Here is a 19,054-nt window from a genome sequence, read left to right as displayed (position 1 = left end):
AAAAGGGCGAAATTCTAGTGATTTAAGTCGGCGCGGTCAAAGGCTCGACGAAACCGGTCACTTCCAGACCGAAGCCGGCCATGCTAGGCATCTTGCGCGAAGGCGATAGCAGCTTCATCCGTCCCACGCCCAGCGACTTGAGCATCTGTGCGCCCACACCATAGGTGCGCAGATCCCATTTGGTCGGTGTATTGAGCTTCAGTTCGGGCAGGGCGCGAGCCAGCAGATCCTCGCCGCCCTCGCTACGGTGCAACAGGACCGCCACGCCGCGACCGGCTTCCCTGATGGCTGCCAGGCTTTCGTAGATACCCCATGAATGGCGGGTTTGGCCGGCATCCATCCAATCCAGCACCGACAAGGGCTCGTGCACCCGCACCAGCACTTCGTCTTCCGGCCCGAAATCGCCCAGGACCAAGGCCAGATGGGTGGCCGTGCAACCTTGCTCGCGAAAGGCCACCAATTGGAACTCGCCGGCCGGCGTGGTGATCTGCCGCTCGCCAACCCGCTCCACCAGGGACTCGGTACGGCTGCGGTATTGGATCAGGTCGGCGATGGTGCCGATCTTCAGGCCGTGCTGGGCGGCAAAGGGCAGCAGCTCCGGCAGGCGCGCCATGCTGCCGTCGTCGTTCATGACTTCGCAGATCACCGAAGCCGGCAGACACCCGGCCATCCGCGCCAGGTCACAGCCCGCCTCGGTATGGCCGGCCCGGGCCAGCACGCCACCCTCGCGGGCCATCAACGGAAAGATATGGCCGGGCTGGACGATATCGGCGGGCACGGCCTCGCGCGCCACCGCGGCCAATACCGTACGGGCACGGTCGGCCGCCGAGATGCCGGTACTGACGCCTTCGGCCGCTTCGATGCTCATGGTGAAATTGGTACCGTGCGATGCGCCGTTCTTGCTCACCATCAGGGGCAGGTTGAGCTGGCGGCAGCGTTGCTCGGTCAGGGTCAGACAGATCAGACCGCGCGCATGCTTGGCCATGAAATTGATGGCTTCCGGCGTGACATGCTCGGCGGCCATCAAAAGATCGCCCTCGTTTTCTCTGTCCTCGTCGTCCATCAGGACAATCATGCGGCCAGCGGCGAGTTCGGCGATCAGGTCGGGAATGGGGGAAATGGTCATGGCGGGGGGAAGATCCGTGGTGAGGCTATTCGAGCACGACAGGGTGTCCGGCGATTATACGCGGAGGCCGGCGCTTTAACCCTTGCGCTTCTTCAGCGCCTCGAACGGGTCCGCTTCCGGCAGCATGCGCTCCAGGTAGCGGGCGATCAGGTCGATTTCCAGGTTGACCTGGTCGCCGACCTTCAAGTGTCGGAGCGTGGTCACCGCCACGGTGTGCGGAATCAGGTTGACCGAAAAAATACAGCGGTCGTTGACATCCTTGACCTGGTTGGTGGTGAGCGATACCCCGTTGATCACCACCGAACCCTTGATGGCGATGAATTTGGCCAAAGCCTTCTCGGCCTGCACCACCAACTGCCAGCTTTCGCCGACCTCGGCGAACTTCAGCACCTCGCCCAGGCCATCGACATGGCCCGATACCAGGTGGCCGCCCAGCCGGTCGCCCATGCGCAGGGCCTTCTCCAGATTGACCTCGCGGCCCGGATCGTCCAGCCCCACGGTACAGCGCAACGATTCGGCCGAGATATCGAACTTGAAACTATGTTCGGTCTTGGCCACCACGGTCATGCAGGCGCCGCTCACCGCGATGCTGTCGCCGAGGACGACATCGTTCAATTTCAGATTTTCACTGACCACCATCACGCGCAATCCTTCGCCTTCCAATGGTGCGACGGTGGCGATTTTGCCGGTGGCTTCGATAATGCCGGTAAACATAAGATCCTCTTTTCCCCAAGGCAGCCGCGGTTCGCGGCTGCGCTGCAATTATTCAGGCCGGTTTGCGGCAGGCCTGCACCGTCAACGGCCAATTGATCCGCCGGGTGTGGGCGGGCTCGCCCCAGGCGGCGGCCAGGCGGTTCCGTATCTCCGGCAGTGGATCGTGCTGCCTTTCGTCCCGGTAACGCTGAGTGGCGGACCAGCTGGCGAGATAGCCCAGCAGCATGTCCAGGTTCCAATCCAGCGCCATGGTGAAGGCAGGCGTGGCCAGGCTGGCGTAGGGCAGTGCCAGGCCGGCATAGCCCTGTTCCAGCCAGCGCCGCTCCGGCGGCCAATAGGGACCGACCGTGCCGTGATAATAGTCCGCGACGATGGCATCGATATCGGCGTCGACACTGAACAGCTCATAGCACCAGACCGCCAGCACGCCTCCCGGCCGCAACACCCGCGCCGCTTCAGTCAGGAATGCCGGCAGATCGAACCAGTGCAGGGCTTGCGCCACGGTGATCAGATCGGCGCTGCCATCCGCCAGGGACGCGCGCTCGGCCGGTTCCTGCCGGTAGTTGATATTGGGCCGGCGTGCGGCGTTTGCAAGCTGGGCGGCCGAGGGCTCGGTGGCGATCACCTCGGTAAATCGCTGCGCCAACGCCACCGCCGACTGGCCGCTGCCGGTCGCGACATCCCAGGCCAGTCCACGCCGGCTCGCTTGGCAGGCCAACCAGTCGAACAAGTCTTCCGGATAACTGGGCCGATACTGTGCGTAAGTGCTGGCCTGGCGGGAGAAATGATCCTGAAAACGCATGCCTGCCCTCTTGTAGCGATCGATTCGCGGGTATGAACTAAGACTTACCGTCAAAGCGCAGACAGTAGCGGGTATCGGCGCCCACCTGGCGCACCTCCGCTACCCTGGGCGCCAATTTGTCGGCCAGGCTGCCCAGACTGAAATCGGCCATGCCGCTGGCCGCGTTGCCCAACAAGACCGGCGCCTGGTAGAGCACCACTTCGTCCACCAGGCCACTGTGCAGACAGGCGCCGTTGAGACGGGCGCCCGCCTCTGCCGTCAGTTCATTGATGCCACGCCGCCCCAGCTCGGCCAGCAAGCCCGCGAGATCGACGCGCCCCTGCGCATCCGGCAGCGCGATCACTTCGGCCCCGGCGCCTTCCAAGGCTGCGATATGGGCGGCTTGCGCCTTCGCCACCACCACCAGGGTGCGGCCGGGAGCCGCCAGCATTTTGGCGGTAACCGGCATTTGCGCGCGGCTGTCCAACACCACCCGCAGCGGCTGGCGGCCGATATCCAGGTCCCGCACCGTCAACAGGGGGTCATCCTTCAAAACCGTGCCGCTGCCCGTCAGCATGGCGCAGGAGCGTGCCCGCAAGCGCTGTACGTCGGCTCGTGCCGCCGGCCCGGTGATCCATTGGCTTTCGCCGTTGGCCAGCGCGGTACGGCCGTCCAGGCTGGCGGCGATCTTGAGGCGGAACCAAGGCCGGCCACGCTCGATCCGCGACAGAAAACCCACCAGCGATTCGCGCGCCTCGCCGGCCAGCAAGCCCGCCTCCACCACGATACCGGCCTCGCGCAACATGGCCAGGCCTCGGCCGGCCACCAAGGGATGCGGATCGACCATGGCGGCCACCACCCGGGCGATGCCGGCCTCGATCAGACCGTTGGCGCAGGGCGGCGTGCGGCCATGGTGCGAGCAGGGTTCGAGCGTGACATAGGCGGTTGCGCCGCGTATATCCTCGCCCTGCTCGACGGCGTCACGCATGGCCATGACTTCGGCGTGCGGGCCGCCAACCGGCTGGGTATGGCCCTGCCCTATCACCCGGCCTTGTCGCACCAGCACGCATCCGACGGCCGGGTTGGGCGTGGTCAGGCAGCGTCCCGACTCGGCCAGGCGCAAGGCCTGTGCCATATATAAATGATCCTCGGCGGAGAAACTCATGGCTGACGCGAGCCGATCAAGGCGGCCAGCTTAGGCGAAATCGCTCGCCGCCAGCGCGCGCCCAAGGCTTCGCCATGCTTGTTCCACCAGACACCGGCAAACACGATGGCCAGCCCGATCAAGGACAAGGCAAAAGCGAACAGCAGGCTATCCTTGAACAGGCCGTAGGCCAGGTGACCCAGATAGGCGGTGACGCCCAGGCCGCCAAACACGGCGAAGGCGCGCCGTGCCAGCACGGCGCCGATCAGGATCAGGCCTACATTGATGGCGCAGTAAATGGCTTTGCCCAGCTCGCTGCCCGAGTTCATCGAACTCAAACCACCCCAAAATGCGAGCAAACCAAACAGGTACAGCCAGAAGGCGTAGTCCCCACGCGTATGCTGGCTTTTCAGATCCACCCGCAAGGCCAGTGCCAACATCATCAAGCCGACGACGACGGAAACCCATTTCCGTAGCAGCCAATCGTCCCCCCAGTCATCGACGCTCAGGCCGGTCAACAGCCAATCGGCCATATCCATGCTCAAGTACCAAAGCGTGACCGCCACCGGCATCACCATGAAGGGCAAGCGATACCGCCACAACATCACGGAGCCGGCCAGCAGGGTAGCCAGCTCCATGCTCAACCAGCGCCAGTCGACATAATGATGGTAATCACTGTAGCGCCCGCCTACTTCCCAATGCCCCAGGGCCGCTTCAATACCGTAGACCGCCAAAGGCACCAACGCGATCGACAATGTAAACAGGATACCGGCTGGAATGATCAATTGCCTGCCCAGGAAAAACACCCCCAAACGCCAGGCAAGAAAGCCGTAGCAGACGGAGAAGACAGTCAATACCATCGGCCCCCAGGTTTGGTAACCGACCGACATGAACAAGGTCATGGCCGCGATCGCGATCATGCCACCCAGGTAATAGAGGACGTGGGCAAAACGGAACGAGGGGTGGGCGGCGGCTTCGGCCGCCAGGAATCGCCATAGCGCATCGGCCTGGCCCGCTTGCAGCACGCCGGCGGTTTCGGCGCGGCTTAGATCGGCGGGATGCAATTTCATGCCTTGCTCACTTCACGGATCGCATCGCGGAAATCATCGACATCCTGGAAGCTTCGATAGACCGAGGCAAAACGGATATAAGCCACCTTGTCCAACTTGGCCAATTCGGCCATCACCATCTCGCCGATACGGCGCGAATCGATCTCGCGTTCACCCTGGCTGAGTACCCGCTGGTCGATGCGGGCGATGGCCTCATCCACCAGGGCGGTCGGCACCGGCCGCTTGTGCAGCGCGCGCTGGAAGCTCACCCGCACCTTTTCCCGATCGAAATCGGCGCGATTGCCGTTGACCTTGACCACCTGCGGCGAGCGGATCTCGGCGGTTTCGAAGGTAGTGAAGCGCTTGTCGCAAGCCGCGCACTTGCGCCGCCGGCGAATGCTGTCGCCTTCCTCGGATAGACGGGTATCGACGACCTGGGTGTCGGCCGACCCGCAGAACGGGCATTTCATCGTGCCTCTCCTACTGCGTGAACAGCCAGCATTCTACCCGGCACGGGACATAATCACGCCGCAATTGCAATACGGTGTTCCCGATTATGGAAAGCGCCAATATTTTCGGATAGATCGGCGCGGCATGATTTCGTCATGAGCAGACAAGGTGGTCGTTCCGGGACGAAAGACCGCCCAACGCTACGGCGTATCCACAGAATTTGTTGCTCCGCGCTGTTTCTCCCCTGAAACAACAGCGCTTGTCAGGGCCGCCAATGATGCATCACGGGCGGCCCGATTTTTTTCCGCCAGCGCCTGCGCCGCCCGGTAGAAGGCCTTGAAGTCGCTACCCTGCTGCCGAAACAAGGCGCGCAAGGCCGGTACCTTATCGTGATAGGTCGCCACCGAGGCAAAATGGGCATTATTCGGCACCGGGGCGAACCACTCGTCGTAACCGATATAACCGCCCCATTCCGCCTTGAGCAGCCAGTAGTTCGCGGCTACCTCAGCCAGGATGGCCGCCTTGGCGGCCTGTTGTTCCGCTTCGCTTCCTTCACCGCCGTAGACCGTTTCCAGCCGCGCCCGCCCGCTCGCCATCAGTTGGCGAAACGCCGTCCGGCGTCGTTCGGCGGTGCGGTAGGCCACCATCGCCGCAGCCTCGCCGCGAATGCTCAGCCAACGCTCATAACCTTCCAACTCCACCGTGGTGGCGAAGGCCTCATTGAAGGCGCTGTCGTCGCGCACATAGATCACCTGGTGCGCCAGCTCGTGAAAGATCAGCCGCGCCAAGGCAGCGTTGTCGTAACGGATGGTGGTATTAAGCAAGGGATCGGCGAACCAGCCCAGGGTGGAATAAGCGGGAATGCCATAGAGATAGACATCCTCACCCAGCTTGCGCCGCTGCTCGGCATAATTGGCGGCATCGCCTTCGGCGTAATAGCCGCGATAGGCCAGGCAACCCGCCACCGGAAAGCAGCTTTCGACCGGCCGCAGAGACAGTGCCGGCGTGCTGACCACATTCCACAAGGCGTAAGGCCGGCCCAAGTCGGCATACTGGGTATAGCTGCTGTTGTCGGGCAGCTTCAGTTCCTTCACCGCGAAGGCGCGCAAGGTCTGCGCAAGCTTCAGCTTGTCGGCGAGTTCGGCCGGGGTGGCAGGATCGGCGAGCAACTCGGCAATGGGCCTGGCTTTGCTCATCACCTCGGCCTGGCCGCCGGCCGCCTGACCGACGTAGCGCACGCTGCTACAGGCCGACAGGCCCATGGCGACTCCCACCAACAGCATGGTCCGCATCATCGTCTCCCCCGGATGGCCGACGCCCTTCCTTTCACTTTGGCACTATCCTCAGCAATCCGCGCGCCTACGATTTCGTGCGTTGTCCGCCCGCACCCAGCAGCCAAAACGCCAAGCCACCCGCCAGCAGCCCCCAGAAAGCCGAACCTATCCCCGCCAGGCTGATGCCCGAGGCGGTGACCAGCAAGGTGATCAGCGCCGCTTCGCGCTGGTTTTCCTCGCGCATGGCCAAGGCCAGGCCGCTGCTGATGGCGCCGAACAGGGCAATGCCGGCGATGGCCAGTACCAGCGCGGCGGGAAAGGCTGCAAACAGTGCCCCCACCGAACCACCCAATAGTCCCAGCAGCAGATAGAAGCCACCCGCGGCCACGCTGGCCCGATAGCGCTGGGCCGGGTCTTCGTGCGCCTCGCGGCCGGCACAGATGGCGGCGGTGATCGCCGCCAGGTTCAAGGCGAAGCAGCCGAAGGGGGCCAGCAGCAGATTGAGCAGGCCGGTCCAACTGACCAGGGCCGACACCGGTGGGGTATAGCCGGAGGAACGCAGCACCGCCACGCCCGGAATATTCTGCGACGCCATGGTGACGATAAACAGCGGCAGGCCCACCCCGACCAGCGCCTTCCAGTTGAATACCGGCGTGGTCCAGACCGGCGTGGCGACGGTCAAGCTCAGCGCCTCGAACCGGATCAGGCCCAGCCAGGCGGCCAGCCCGCTGCCGACCAGCAACACCGCCACCACCGCATAGCGCGGCAAGTAGCGTTTGAACAATAGGTAAGTGAGAAACATGGCCAGCACCAGGCCGAACTGCGTCTGCATGGCGGTAAAGACATTCATGCCGAACTTCAGCAATACCCCTGCCAGCATGGCCGCCGCGATGGAAAGCGGAATATGGCGCATGGCGCGTTCGAACCAGCCGGTCACGCCGCTGAGCAGGATCAGCACGGCCGAGAATACGAAGGCGCCGATCGCCTCCGCCATGCTGTAGCCGGCCAGGCTGGTGACCAGCAAGGCGGCGCCAGGCGTGGACCAGGCGGTGGAGATGGGCATGCGATAGCGCAAGGACAAGCCGATGCAGCTGATCCCCATCGCAAAGCCCAGCGCCATCAGCCAGGAGGCCAGTTCGGCCGGCGTAGCGCCAGCGCTCTTGGCCGCCTGGAAGATGATGGCGGCCGAGCTGGTATAGCCCACCAGTACCGTGATGAAACCGGCGGCGAGGGCGGGAAGTGGAATCATGCGTGACATGGGATACACCTGTAAGAAGGTGCCAGGACGATAACCGCCCTGGCCCACCCCAACCCGGTACAGCTGTCAGCCTATGGCCGGCACACCGCCGTACGGGACCGCTTCAAGCGAACAGCTTGTCGTACGCCAGCAGCAGATTTTGGTGCATCTCGCTGCCTTCCATATCGCGGCCAAGGGTGCACAGGCCGAAGAAGCGCTCGCTACGGTCCAGCAGGGCTTCGGCTTGGCGCAGCGTGCCGGCGCCATACAAGCTCGCCAGCGCGCGCCGATAATTCTCGCGGTCATCCAGGTTCAACAGGCTTTCGATACAGCGGTAGACCAGGCGGCGGGCCGGATTCAGCTGCTTGTAGTGGTGGATCCAGTCACAGCCTTCGCGGATGGCGTCCTGATCGCCGATGGCCAGCGCCAGCAGCGTCTTCAGTTCACCGATGCGCAACTCCTTCCAGGCGGTGCCCAAGGGCACGGCCAGGCCCAGGATCTCCCACAGCGGCCGCTCGTCGCCCAGGTTCAGCGTCTGCAGATCGGCCAGCAATTCGGCGCATTCGTCGTCGTCGAGATTGGGCAGGTCCACCATGGCCGGGCGGATATCGTTGCCCACGCTATTGTTTTCCCACTCCAGGTCCTCGACCGGATAGATCTCGGACATGCCCGGCACCAGGATGCGGCAGGTATAGACGCCCTGCTCGGCGAAGTCGGCGACGTAGATATCCTTGCCCTCGGCATGGATGCACTCGCACAGCCAGGCATAGTCCTGCTCGGTGGTGGTACTGAAATTCCAATCGACGAAATCGTAGTCCGGCTGGTCGCCCAGGAAATTCCAGCTGACCACCCCGCTGGAATCGACAAAGTGGATTTCCAGATTGGCCACCGCGGTGATTTCGTCCATATCGAAGCCGGGTTCGGGGAAGCCGGCCAGCGAGGACAGCGCACGGCCTTGCAGCAGCTCGGTCAAGGCCCGCTCCAGCGCGATTTCGAAACGCGGATGGGCGCCAAAGCTGGCGAAGCAGCCTTGGTCTTCCGGATGCAGCAGCGTCACATTCATCACCGGGTAGCAGCCACCCAGCGAAGCATCCTTGACCAGGATGCCGAAACCGGCGGCCCGCAACGCTTCGACCCCGGCGGCGATGCGCGGGAAACGGGCCAGCACCGCGTCGGGTACTTCGGGCAGGCACAGGCCTTCGCTGATGATGCGGTACTTGATATGCCGCTCGAGGATTTCCGACAAGGCCTGGCTGCGCGCTTCCATCAGGGTGTTGCCGGCCGACATGCCATTGCTGACATACAGGTTGCCGATGATATTGACCGGGAAATAACTCAGCTGCTGGTCGCGTAGACGGGTATAGGGCAAGGCGCAGATGCCGCGCTCGACATTGCCGGAATTGAGATCGACCAGGACCTCGCAGTCGATCTCTTCGTCCGGGTTGTAGAAGGCCTGCAATTCGGGATTGAGCAATTCGGCCGGCCAACTGCCATCCGCCGTCGGCGCGAACCAGCGCTCCTGCGGGTAATGCACGAAAGCCCGCTCGGCCCGGGTCTCGCCCAGGTGGAAGTGGGTCCAGAAATAATGCGTGCCCAGCCGCTCGCTGAACTCGCCCAGCGCGCTGGCACGGGCGGCCAATTCAGTGGCCCCCTTGCCGTTGGCGAACAGCATGGGGCACTCGCGGTCCCGCACATGGACCGACCAGATTCCCTCGACCGGATTGAGCCAGAGCGTTTCATCCATCTGGAAGCCCCGCGCCGCCAGCTTGTCGGTGAGGGTTCGGATGGAGGACTCCAGCGAGGCATCCTTGCCGGGAATGAAACTTTCGGTTTGTGCTGCGCTATGCATGGGCTCTTTACTTTTTATCGGAATAGGCGTGGCCGCAATGTACACGTTGAAGGTGCAAGGGGTTGTTGCATTTTTCGCTTTGCCCTTTGGCGTATCGCCATTCGCTGTAACAAAACTGGACAAGAAAATGAACTGCGCCCATTGCTGCGCACCCTTAGCGGCTCCCTTGCATGGCGCCCCGGTGCTGGCTGTCACCAGGCTTTCATGCAGCGACGATATCGTGCGCCCTTCCATACCAACAGCATACGAGGCGGTAATGCATTCCCTTCCCTTCAACCCCACCCCACTGCGGCTGACCTTGCTGGCAGCCGGACTGCTGGCGCTTGGCGCCTGCAGCGAGAGCGATGAAGCCGGCTGGAGCGATCCGACCGTCATTGGCCGGGCCGTGCTGCCGGCCGCCAGCTTCGCCGATGGTCCCCGCTCGGGCAACTACCTGGGCGGCGACCTGAACGGCCAGGCCGCGCCATTCGCCAGCCAACCGATCCAGGGATTTTCCGCCACCCTGAAGAACGGCGACGGCAGCTACCTGGCCATGGCCGACAACGGCTACGGCACCCTGGAGAATTCGGCCGACTTCAACTTGCGCGCCTATACCATTCGCCCGACCTTCCAGACCCGTACCGGCGGCGATGGCGGCATCAAGGTGGAAGGCCATATCCAGTTGAAGGACCCGAACAAGCTCATCCCCTTCGCCATTACCAACCACTTCAGCGCCGAACGGGTATTGACCGGTGCCGATTTCGATATCGAGTCCATGCAACGCGCCCCGGATGGCACCCTCTGGTTCGGCGACGAATTCGGTCCCTTCCTGCTGCATACCGATGCCGGCGGCACCTTGCTTGAAGCGCCTATCCCCCTGCCGGACCTGGAACACCCCGGTAAACAGATCCGTTCCCCGCAGAATCCCTACAACGAAGAAGCCAGCGCCGTGCGCATCATGAATGCGGTGCGTGCCCACGCGCAGTCATACGGCGGCAAGCGCACGCCGGTGTTCTCGCCCTATAACGTGATGCTGAAGTACGACGTCAATGGCGTGAAATCCAGCCCCGACGCCCACTATGCCCGCGGCACCCATGCCCAGCCGGGCCTGACGCCGGCCACCAGCGAGGTATTCGACGTCGCCTCCCTGAAAGCCGCCGGCTACCCGCTGGTGACCTGGACCGTCAATGACAAGCCGCGCATGCTGGAACTGATGAAGGCAGGAGTCAGCGGCATCATTTCCGATCGACCGGACCTGCTGCTGCAAGCGGTGCGCGAATTCGACGCCGACGGCAATGGCCGGCCCGGCGACCTGCTGGGCGCCGACGGTCTGATCGATATTGCCCGTTTCGACGCCCAAGGCCATCGCGGCGGCCGCAACCTGCGCCCGGAGAACACCCTGCCGGCCTTCGAAGTGGCGCTGGACAACCTGATGACCACGCTGGAAACCGACTCCGGCATCAGCCAGGACGGCATCGCCATGCTCAAGCACGACCCCTATATCGAGGCGCAGAAATGCCGCCGTGCCGATGGCCAGCCCTACGCCGTCGCCGATGAACAGTTGATCAGCCGCCTGAGCGCCGCGCAGATCCAGGCCAACTTTATCTGCGACAAACTATTCCGCGATCCCGAACAGCGCAACGACCCCGCCCTATCGCCGGTATCGGCCAAGCTGGCCCTGGCCAAGGGTTATCAAAGTCCCTACGTGGTGCCACGGGCGCAGGATCTGTTCGACCTGGTCACCGCCTATATCGACTACTACGGCAGCGGTGCCGGCAGCGCCCACCCGGAAGCGGCCAAACGGGTGGCGAATGCCCGGCGGGTCCGTTTCAATATCGAGACCAAGCTCAATCCGCGCAGCGACAAGGATAGCCATGGCAATATCTACCGCGACCGCACCGTCGGCTTCGAACAAATGGCCGACACCCTGGCCGGTTTGATCGTCAGCAACGGCATGGCGGAGCGTGCCGATATCCAGAGCTTCGACTTTCGCAGCCTGCTGCGGGTCCAGGAAAAATTTCCGGCTATCCGCACCGTCTATCTATTCGGCGATTTCCCCATCTATGCCGATCCCGCCAGCGACGACGGCACCAATATGCAGGACGAAGGCGGCCGCAACACCCCCTGGATGGCCGGCTTGTACTGGCCCTATCGCAGCACGGTCACCACTCAACCCTTCCGTGCCAAACGATCGGGCGGCTTCGAGGGCATGGCCCTTTCGGCCGATGGCGGCAAGCTTTACCCCATGCTGGAACAGCCGCTGGCGGACCATGACGGCAAAACCCTGCTGATCAGCGAATTCGATATCGCCGGCCGCCGCTACACCGGCAAGCAGTTCAAGTACCGCCTGGACGACAAAGGCAGCAATATCGGCGATTTCGTGCTGTTCAACGGCACGGAAGGCATCGTTATCGAGCGCGATGGTTCGCAGGGCGATCTGCAAGGCTTCAAGAAGCTATTCCAGATCACCCTGGGTGCAGCCGGCGAATACGTGGGCAAGTCCGAACTGGCCAACCTGCTGGCCATCCACAACCCCGACCTGATCGGCGGGCAAGCCGCCAACGGCGATATCGGCCTGGGCAACCCGTTCGCCATGCCATTCAACACCATCGAGAACGTCGTGGTTATCGACCCGCAGACGTTGGGGGTCATGGATGACAACAATTACCCGTTCAGCGTAGGTCGGCATATGGGCAGCAAGCGGCCGGACGATAGCGAATTTGTGTTGATCCGCCTGGCCAAGCCTTTGCGGTTGGGGAAGTAGGGGTGTAGTGCACCTGGCGGCGGCTCAATCGCCGCCGGGTAGGCCGCCATCGCTGTCCGGCAGGTATGGCGGGGGCGGTTCATGCTGTCGATACGGCGGGTATAGAGCGGCAATATACGCTGAGTGCATTTTTCGAAAGTATTCGATTAATACAAAAGGCGTCAGGTTGAGTTTTACATACACTCTAATCTTCCAGATACCATTTGAAGCATATTCCCCATATGGATCAAATAAAAGCCCAATCCCCCTCGCAACACAACTGCGGCGTTGTTAAAAACTCACCTCAAGAATCCGGCCGGATTAAAGATTCTGCGGTTTCGAAAATCAATCCTCTAATAGAAGCAAACAAAGTCAGCACCCCCAGCCGCTTCAAACGGTTCTGGCAGTGGCTGTGTAACTTTTTTACCACTACAAATAAAAATAGTGCGCCTCTAAACAAGTGGAGAGTAGAAAATCAAGCCCCCTATTCTTTTGAGGCCAACGAAAAACTAGCGGTTAACAAAAAAGATCCCCCCCCTTCAGGAGCCGGCACCTGCGTTAACGGAAATCCCCTCAAGGCTGGGCCTGCGCCTTCCCCCGAAGATTTGGTAACGCATCCATCGGGTCAGCTCGCCTATAGCCTCGAGTTATCAGAGTCCGTGCAAACTAGCCACACTCCATCAAAAACAAATATTGCCGGAGCTAGCGGGCACACCGAACAGGGAAACTCACTTAAAAATAACTCTTCATCCATAAACACACGGAACATCCAAAATAATACTGATAGCGAGGCAGCAATACATGCAGAGTCCCCCGCTTCTCACACGCAAGTAGTTCCCAAAGAAATCGTTAACGCCGCCCCTGCCCCCAGCACAACGGTAACAAACGAAGTCACCCCTAAAACTCTCACTTCCGTCAGCACGGCTCCCACGCCTGCATCAGTGGGTCAGCAAAAGGAAAGCTTAGAAAAAATTGATGCTTTACTCGATAAGTACAAGGAACTTAAATTTGCCTATTTTCAACTAAACACCAGTCTCCTCCCCTACTATACGAAACACCAAGAAGCCGACGAAAAGCAATCAAGTCTTGAGGCTAAGAAAGACTATCTTCTAGGTGAATTAGACATCATTTATGAAAACTTAAAAAATGAGGCCACTCGATACTACTTCCAACGATGGGACGATAGCAAACTCGATACGTTATTCGACAAGTACAAAAATTCAGTAGCCACCGAGCGCAATCGGCAGAAATCCAGCCTGATGGCTTCTAAACTAGCTGCTCAAGCGGAGCATCCCGAGATAGAAGGGGATAAAGCATTCGCTGCCGCTAAAAAAAAGAAAATTGCAATTTTTGATGAACAAATCGCATCATTTGAAAACAATGACACTACGTTCTCAAATTGGAAAATATCATTAGCCCCGAAACTGCGCCCAAGTGTAGTCCCCGCAGAAGTTGCCCCCTCCCCTGACAAACAATTTCAAAAGGATGACCCAGCGCCCTCCCTCGTAGCTTCGGTATTGCTCCCAGCGAGCCTCTCCCCGGATAGCGTTAAACCCACCCTTGCCCCCAGCGCACCGGTAACAAATGGAGTCACTCCTGAAACTCTCACTTCCGTCAGCACGGCTCCCACGCCTACATTAGCGGATCAGCAAAAGAAAATTTTAGAAAAAATCGACACCTTACTCAATCAGTACAAAGAAAATAAATGTGAATATTTTCACCTAACCGCCCTCCTCCGCCCCTACTATATTAAATACAAAAAAGCCGACGAAAATAAATAAAATTACGAGGAAAAAAGAGGAGAATTTAATAGTAAAAGAGCCGACATATTAAAAGAAATAAAAACTGAAATCAGTCGATACATTGCCAATAAAGGGGGCGATGGTGAACTCGATACGTTATTCGAAGAGCACAAGAAATCAGTAGTCACCGAACTCAGTCGGCAGAAATCCAATCTGGTAGCTTCTCAACTAGCTACTTCTGCTCGAGCAGCGCGTTTCGAGAGCAAAGGGGATAAAGAATCCGCTGCTGCTCAAAAAAACAGAGTTGCAATTTTTGAAGAAAAAATCGCATACATTGAAACAGTTGAAAAAAATAGCTATACGTACTTAAATTGGAAAATATTATTAAATCCGGAACTACGCCCAAAGACACCCCGATCAAATCAGCTGTCTAAAAAGGCCCGTGGTACGGCCCTTTGAATTTGATGCTTCAGGCCCAAAGCCGGCGAAATGTTTTCTCGTGCCGACGGAAATGGGGAAATTTCACCCCAAGTCCGACAGTTGCAGACGATGCCGTTCAACACCATCGAGAACATCGCCGTTATCGACCCGCAAACGGTGGGCATCATGGACGACAACAACCATCCGTTCAGCGCAAGCTGCCATATGGGCAGCAAGCAGCCGGACGATAGCGAGTCCGTCCTGATCCGCCAGGCCAAGCCGTTGCAGCTGGGGAAGCAAGGGCATGCCACATACCCGGCCGCCCCTCCTCCAACAGCCGGGATGCATCTGTCCCGCTCTTTACCGCACCAAGGGCGCGAACCCGTCCGCCTTGATATCCAGCTCGGTCACTTCGCCATACTTGGCGGCGATCGGGCGGATGGTCTCGGCCTTGCCGATCAGCACCATCTGCAGCTTGTCGCGGGGGAAATGCTTTTCCACCAACTGCTTGGCGCTGGCGGTGGTCAGCTGGTCCACGCTTTGCATAAAGCTGTCCAGCTGCGCCCGCTCAAGCCGGTAGGCGAACATATCGCCCAGCAAGCCCGCCAACTGCTCGTTGGTTTCGAAGCGGGGTGGATACTGGCCTTTGACATAGGCCTTGGCCGATTCCAGGGTGGCTTCGTCTATGCCCTTATCCCATAGCCGCTGATAGGTCTTGCTGGCCAGCGCCAAGGCTGCTTCGGTCTTGTCCAGGGCCGTGAAGCTCGATACCAGGAAGGTGCCGGTCTGCGACAAGCTGCTGAACTCGCTGCGGGCGCCATAGGTCAGCCCGGAATTGACCCGCAATTCGTCGTTCAGCCAGGAGGTGAATCGGCCACCCAGGATGGTATTGACCACCTGCAAGGGAATATAGTCGGGATCGTTGCGGGCGATGCCGGCCCCACCGAACATAAAGGTGGTTTCCACCGAGTCGGGCTTGTTGATCAACCAGACCCGCGCCTTGTCGGCGCGCACCGTGCCGTAGGCCAGTTCCTTTGGCGCTTCGCCCTTGGCCTGCCAGTTGCCGAACAGTTTTTCCAGCTGCTGGCGCAGTTCGGCCGCCTTGAAATCGCCGACCACCACCAGGGTGGCATTGTCCGGCCGGTAGTAGCGCTGGTGGAAGGCCTGCACATCGGCGCGCTTGAGGGCGCCGACGCTGCCTACCGTGCCTTCGGCCGGATTGCCATAGGCGCCTTCGCCGAACAGCATGCTGCGGTAATAGCTCTGCACCACATTGCGCGGGCTTTCCTTGGCCTGCTTCAGGCCATCGACGCTACGCGCCCGGAGCTTGTTCAATTCGCCGGCATCGAAGCTGGGGTGTTGCAGCACCTCGGCCAGGATGGGCAGCAGCGCGGCGGTATCGTCGCGGGCAAAGTCGGCCGTCAGGATGGCTTGTTCCGCGCCGCTTACACTGCCGATATTGGCACCACGGAAGTCGAAGGCTTCTTCCAGCGCCTTCTTGCCATAGCGCTGGCTGCCCAGCAGCAAGGCCTCGGCAGTGAGGTTGGCCAGGCCGGCCTGCTTGCCGTCCCACACCGAACCGGCCTTGACCACCGCGCGTACGGCGATCAGCGGCACTTCATGCCGTTCCATCAACTGGATGGTCAGGCCATTGGGCAGTTTGCTGGTCTCATAGGCCGGCAGGCGAAAATCCGCCGCATATACCGTGCCGATCAGCCCCAGCAGGCTGCTTAGCAAGAGTCGTTTCATGCTCAATCCTCCTTCGCGGCCAGCACACCCACGGTGCGATGCGCCTTCTTCAAATAGTTGGCCGCCACGGTGCGGATATCGGCCACGGTCAACTTGCGGTAGGCGGCCGGGGCATCGAACAGCTTGCGGTAGTCGCCGAAGAACACCTCGTACTGGCCCAGCTGCGAGGCCTGGCCGTTGATGGTTTCCTGCTCGCGATACAAGCCGATCAGCTTTTGGTTCTTGACCTTCTGCAACTCCTGCTCGCTCACGCCGTCGCGCACCAGCCGGTCCAGCTCGGCCAGCAGGGCTTTTTCCAGCCTGGCGGCCGACACACCGTCGGCGGCCACCGCGTAGAACTGGAGCACGCCGGGATCAAAGGTCTCGCTGCGGAAGGCTTCGACCTCGCTGGCTAGCCGCTTATCGACCAGGGCGCGGTACAAACGCGAGGTATTCCCGCCAGTAAGCAGGCTCTGCAACACATCCAGGGCGTAGAAGTCGGCGTGTTGGGTCGCGGGAACCTTGTAGGCGATCATCAGATTGGGGGTGGTAACCGATTCCTTGCGCACGAAGACGCGCCGCTCGCCGGTCTGCTCGGGCTCCACCGTCCGCACCGCCGGCGGCGTGGCGCGCGCCGGGATGGCACCCAGATATTGTTCGGCCAGGCGCTTCACTTCGTCGAACTTGATGTCGCCCACCACCACCGTCAGCGCATTGTTGGGCGCGTAATAGGTGTCGAAATAGCGGCGCAGATCTTCCTGCGTCCAGGCGCGGATATCGGATTCATGCCCGATCACCGGCCAGGAATACGGGTGGGCGCTGAAAGCGGCGGCGAGCACGGCCTCGTCCAGCACGCGGGAATTGGAATTCTCCAAGCCGGTCGACCGCTCGGAGGCCACGACGCCGCGTTCGCTTTCCACGATCTTGGGATCGATATTCAGGCTGGCGATCCGGTCGCCTTCCAGTTCGAATATCGTTTCCAGCGAGGAGGCGGGGAACCAGTCCTGGTACACCGTCACGTCCGAGCTGGTATAGGCGTTGTTGGAGCCGCCCTTGGCTTCCATCACCCGGTCGAATTCCTTGGGACCGAATTTCTTGGCGCCGTTGAACATCATATGTTCGAAGAAATGCGACAAGCCGGTAATGCCGGGCGCTTCATTGCGCGATCCGACCTTCCAGAAGGTATACATATTGGCATTGGGAATGTTGCTGTTTTCCAGCACCAGAAATTTCATGCCATTCGGCAAGGTAAAGGTCTTTACCTGCTCAGGCGCGACCGCCTGTGCCTGCCCGGCCATGCCGAACAGCAGGCTGCCGGCGGCAAGCATTGTTTTCCACTTCATGGGATGGGTCCTCTCGGGATGGTTCATTCTTGTCGCGGGCGACAGGCGGGCATGATGCCAGCTGCGGGCGGACTGGGCGAATGACAGCGCCGGCACTGTTGTTGTTTTGCCGGCGGCCCCGGCGGGAGCACCCGGGGCGGCAACCGCACACAAAAGAAAACGGCGGCGCATCGTTACCGATTGCGCCGCCGCCTGGCTTGCACGGGTAGAACCAGGAACTTACCTGGCGTACACCGGGAAGCGGCTGGTCAGGGCATGGACCCGCGTTTTGACGGCAGCGATATTGGCTTCATCGGCCGGCTTTTCCAGCACGTCGGCAACCAGGTTGGCCACTTCGATCGCTTCGGCCTGCTTGAAGCCACGGGTGGTGATGGCCGGTGCGCCGATACGGATGCCGGAAGTCACGAACGGGCTTTCCGGGTCGTTTGGAATGGCGTTCTTGTTGACGGTGATATGCGCCAGGCCCAGGGCGGCATCGGCGGCCTTGCCGGTCAGGCCCTTGGGGCGCAGATCGACCAGGAACATATGCGATTCGGTGCGGCCTGAAATAATCCGCAAGCCACGCTCGGCCAAGGTCTTGGCCATGATGGCGGCGTTGTCCAGCACCTGTTGCTGGTAGACCTTGAACTCGGGTTGCAAGGCTTCCTTGAAGGCAATGGCCTTGGCCGCGATCACATGCTCCAGCGGACCGCCTTGCAGGGTGGGGAAGACATTGCTGTTCAGGCTCTTTTCGAACTCGGCCTTGGCCAGGATCAGGCCGCCACGGGGACCGCGCAGGGTCTTGTGGGTGGTCGAGGTAACGAAGTCGGCGTGCGGTACCGGATTGGGGTAGACACCGGCGGCGATCAGGCCGGCGTAATGGGCCATATCCACCATGAAATAGGCGCCGACCTGCTTGGCGATGGCGGCCATGCGGGCGAAGTCGAAACGCAGGGCAAAGGCGGAAGCACCGCCAATGATCAGCTTGGGCTTGGTCTCGATGGCGATGCGTTCCATCTCGTCATAATCGATCTCTTCTTGCGCATTCAGACCGTAAGGCACGATATTGAACAACTTGCCGGACAGATTGGCCGGCGATCCATGGGTCAAGTGGCCGCCATGGCCCAGATTCATGCCCATCACAGTATCGCCCGGCTTGAGGATGCTGAAATACACCGCCTGGTTGGCTTGCGAACCGGAATGCGGCTGCACATTGGCATACTCGGCGCCGAACAGCTGCTTGACCCGGTCGATCGCCAACTGCTCCACCACATCGACAAACTCGCAACCACCGTAGAAACGCTTGCCGGGATAGCCCTCGGCGTACTTGTTGGTGAGCTGCGATCCCTGCGCCTCCATCACAGCCGGGCTGGTGTAGTTTTCCGAGGCGATCAGTTCGATGTGCTCGTGCTGGCGAACAACTTCGCCTTGCATGGCGGCGGACAATTCGGGATCGAATTCGGCGATGGTGAGCGGCTTGAACATGGCGGAGGCTT

At 60.8% G+C, this 19,054-nt stretch carries 15 protein-coding genes; 2 read left to right on the top strand and 13 right to left on the bottom strand.

Going from position 1 to position 19,054, the window contains the following annotated elements:
* Positions 1 to 22 precede the first annotated feature (22 nt).
* The 9 genes from ribBA to ycaO all read right to left on the bottom strand — a co-directional run bounded on the left by ribBA (position 23) and on the right by ycaO (position 9,624).
* Complete coding sequence (gene ribBA / locus FNU76_RS19855; protein WP_144279813.1) at positions 23 to 1,126, bottom strand: bifunctional 3,4-dihydroxy-2-butanone-4-phosphate synthase/GTP cyclohydrolase II; 1,104 nt, start codon at positions 1,124 to 1,126, stop codon at positions 23 to 25.
* A 75-nt stretch (positions 1,127 to 1,201) separates the two neighbouring features.
* Complete coding sequence (locus FNU76_RS19850; protein WP_144279812.1) at positions 1,202 to 1,840, bottom strand: riboflavin synthase; 639 nt, start codon at positions 1,838 to 1,840, stop codon at positions 1,202 to 1,204.
* A gap of 52 nt (positions 1,841 to 1,892) precedes the next feature.
* The gene (locus FNU76_RS19845) at positions 1,893 to 2,642 is read right to left on the bottom strand and encodes a class I SAM-dependent methyltransferase (protein ID WP_144279811.1); all 750 of its coding nucleotides are present in this window, start codon (positions 2,640 to 2,642) and stop codon (positions 1,893 to 1,895) included.
* 37 nt (positions 2,643 to 2,679) lie between these two features.
* Positions 2,680 to 3,786: a bifunctional diaminohydroxyphosphoribosylaminopyrimidine deaminase/5-amino-6-(5-phosphoribosylamino)uracil reductase RibD gene (gene ribD, locus FNU76_RS19840; protein ID WP_144279810.1), complete on the bottom strand. Its 1,107-nt coding sequence runs from the start codon at positions 3,784 to 3,786 to the stop codon at positions 2,680 to 2,682.
* Positions 3,783 to 4,835 carry a DUF2157 domain-containing protein gene (locus tag FNU76_RS19835; RefSeq protein WP_144279809.1) on the bottom strand — a complete coding sequence of 351 codons (1,053 nt, stop codon included), beginning with the start codon at positions 4,833 to 4,835 and terminating at the stop codon, positions 3,783 to 3,785. The genes ribD and FNU76_RS19835 overlap by 4 nt, the downstream gene beginning before the upstream one ends.
* Positions 4,832 to 5,284 carry a transcriptional regulator NrdR gene (nrdR, locus tag FNU76_RS19830; RefSeq protein WP_144279808.1) on the bottom strand — a complete coding sequence of 151 codons (453 nt, stop codon included), beginning with the start codon at positions 5,282 to 5,284 and terminating at the stop codon, positions 4,832 to 4,834. Before nrdR ends, FNU76_RS19835 begins: the two co-directional genes overlap by 4 nt.
* A gap of 180 nt (positions 5,285 to 5,464) precedes the next feature.
* Complete coding sequence (locus FNU76_RS19825) at positions 5,465 to 6,559, bottom strand: aminopeptidase (protein ID WP_144279807.1); 1,095 nt, start codon at positions 6,557 to 6,559, stop codon at positions 5,465 to 5,467.
* 64 nt (positions 6,560 to 6,623) lie between these two features.
* Entirely contained in the window at positions 6,624 to 7,796 is a 1,173-nt protein-coding gene (locus FNU76_RS19820; protein ID WP_144279806.1) for a benzoate/H(+) symporter BenE family transporter, read from the bottom strand.
* 103 nt (positions 7,797 to 7,899) lie between these two features.
* The gene (gene ycaO, locus FNU76_RS19815) at positions 7,900 to 9,624 is read right to left on the bottom strand and encodes a 30S ribosomal protein S12 methylthiotransferase accessory factor YcaO (protein WP_144279805.1); all 1,725 of its coding nucleotides are present in this window, start codon (positions 9,622 to 9,624) and stop codon (positions 7,900 to 7,902) included.
* Positions 9,625 to 9,880: 256 nt separating this feature from the next.
* On the opposite strand from ycaO, the gene FNU76_RS19810 reads away from it, so the two are divergent.
* Entirely contained in the window at positions 9,881 to 12,367 is a 2,487-nt protein-coding gene (locus FNU76_RS19810; protein WP_144279804.1) for an esterase-like activity of phytase family protein, read from the top strand.
* 221 nt (positions 12,368 to 12,588) lie between these two features.
* Complete coding sequence (locus tag FNU76_RS19805; protein ID WP_144279803.1) at positions 12,589 to 14,127, top strand: hypothetical protein; 1,539 nt, start codon at positions 12,589 to 12,591, stop codon at positions 14,125 to 14,127.
* Positions 14,128 to 14,610: 483 nt separating this feature from the next.
* On the opposite strand, the gene FNU76_RS19800 is transcribed toward FNU76_RS19805, so the two are convergent.
* The 4 genes from FNU76_RS19800 to glyA form a co-directional block, all read right to left on the bottom strand.
* Positions 14,611 to 14,814 (bottom strand): hypothetical protein, encoded by a 204-nt coding sequence (locus FNU76_RS19800; protein WP_144279802.1) that lies wholly within the window; start codon positions 14,812 to 14,814, stop codon positions 14,611 to 14,613.
* A gap of 54 nt (positions 14,815 to 14,868) precedes the next feature.
* Positions 14,869 to 16,257 carry a M16 family metallopeptidase gene (locus FNU76_RS19795; RefSeq protein ID WP_144279801.1) on the bottom strand — a complete coding sequence of 463 codons (1,389 nt, stop codon included), beginning with the start codon at positions 16,255 to 16,257 and terminating at the stop codon, positions 14,869 to 14,871.
* A 2-nt stretch (positions 16,258 to 16,259) separates the two neighbouring features.
* A complete protein-coding gene (locus tag FNU76_RS19790; RefSeq protein WP_144279800.1) occupies positions 16,260 to 17,579 on the bottom strand; it encodes a M16 family metallopeptidase in 1,320 nt (439 codons plus the stop codon).
* Positions 17,580 to 17,798: 219 nt separating this feature from the next.
* Positions 17,799 to 19,043, bottom strand: coding sequence for a serine hydroxymethyltransferase (gene glyA, locus FNU76_RS19785; RefSeq protein ID WP_144279799.1), 1,245 nt, complete (start codon positions 19,041 to 19,043; stop codon positions 17,799 to 17,801).
* Positions 19,044 to 19,054: the final 11 nt, after the last annotated feature.

The organism is Chitinimonas arctica (genome assembly GCF_007431345.1).
Lineage (GTDB): Bacteria > Pseudomonadota > Gammaproteobacteria > Burkholderiales > Chitinimonadaceae > Chitinimonas > Chitinimonas arctica.
Note: the sequence above shows the minus strand (reverse complement) of the source record. Positions and strands in the feature narration are given on the sequence as shown.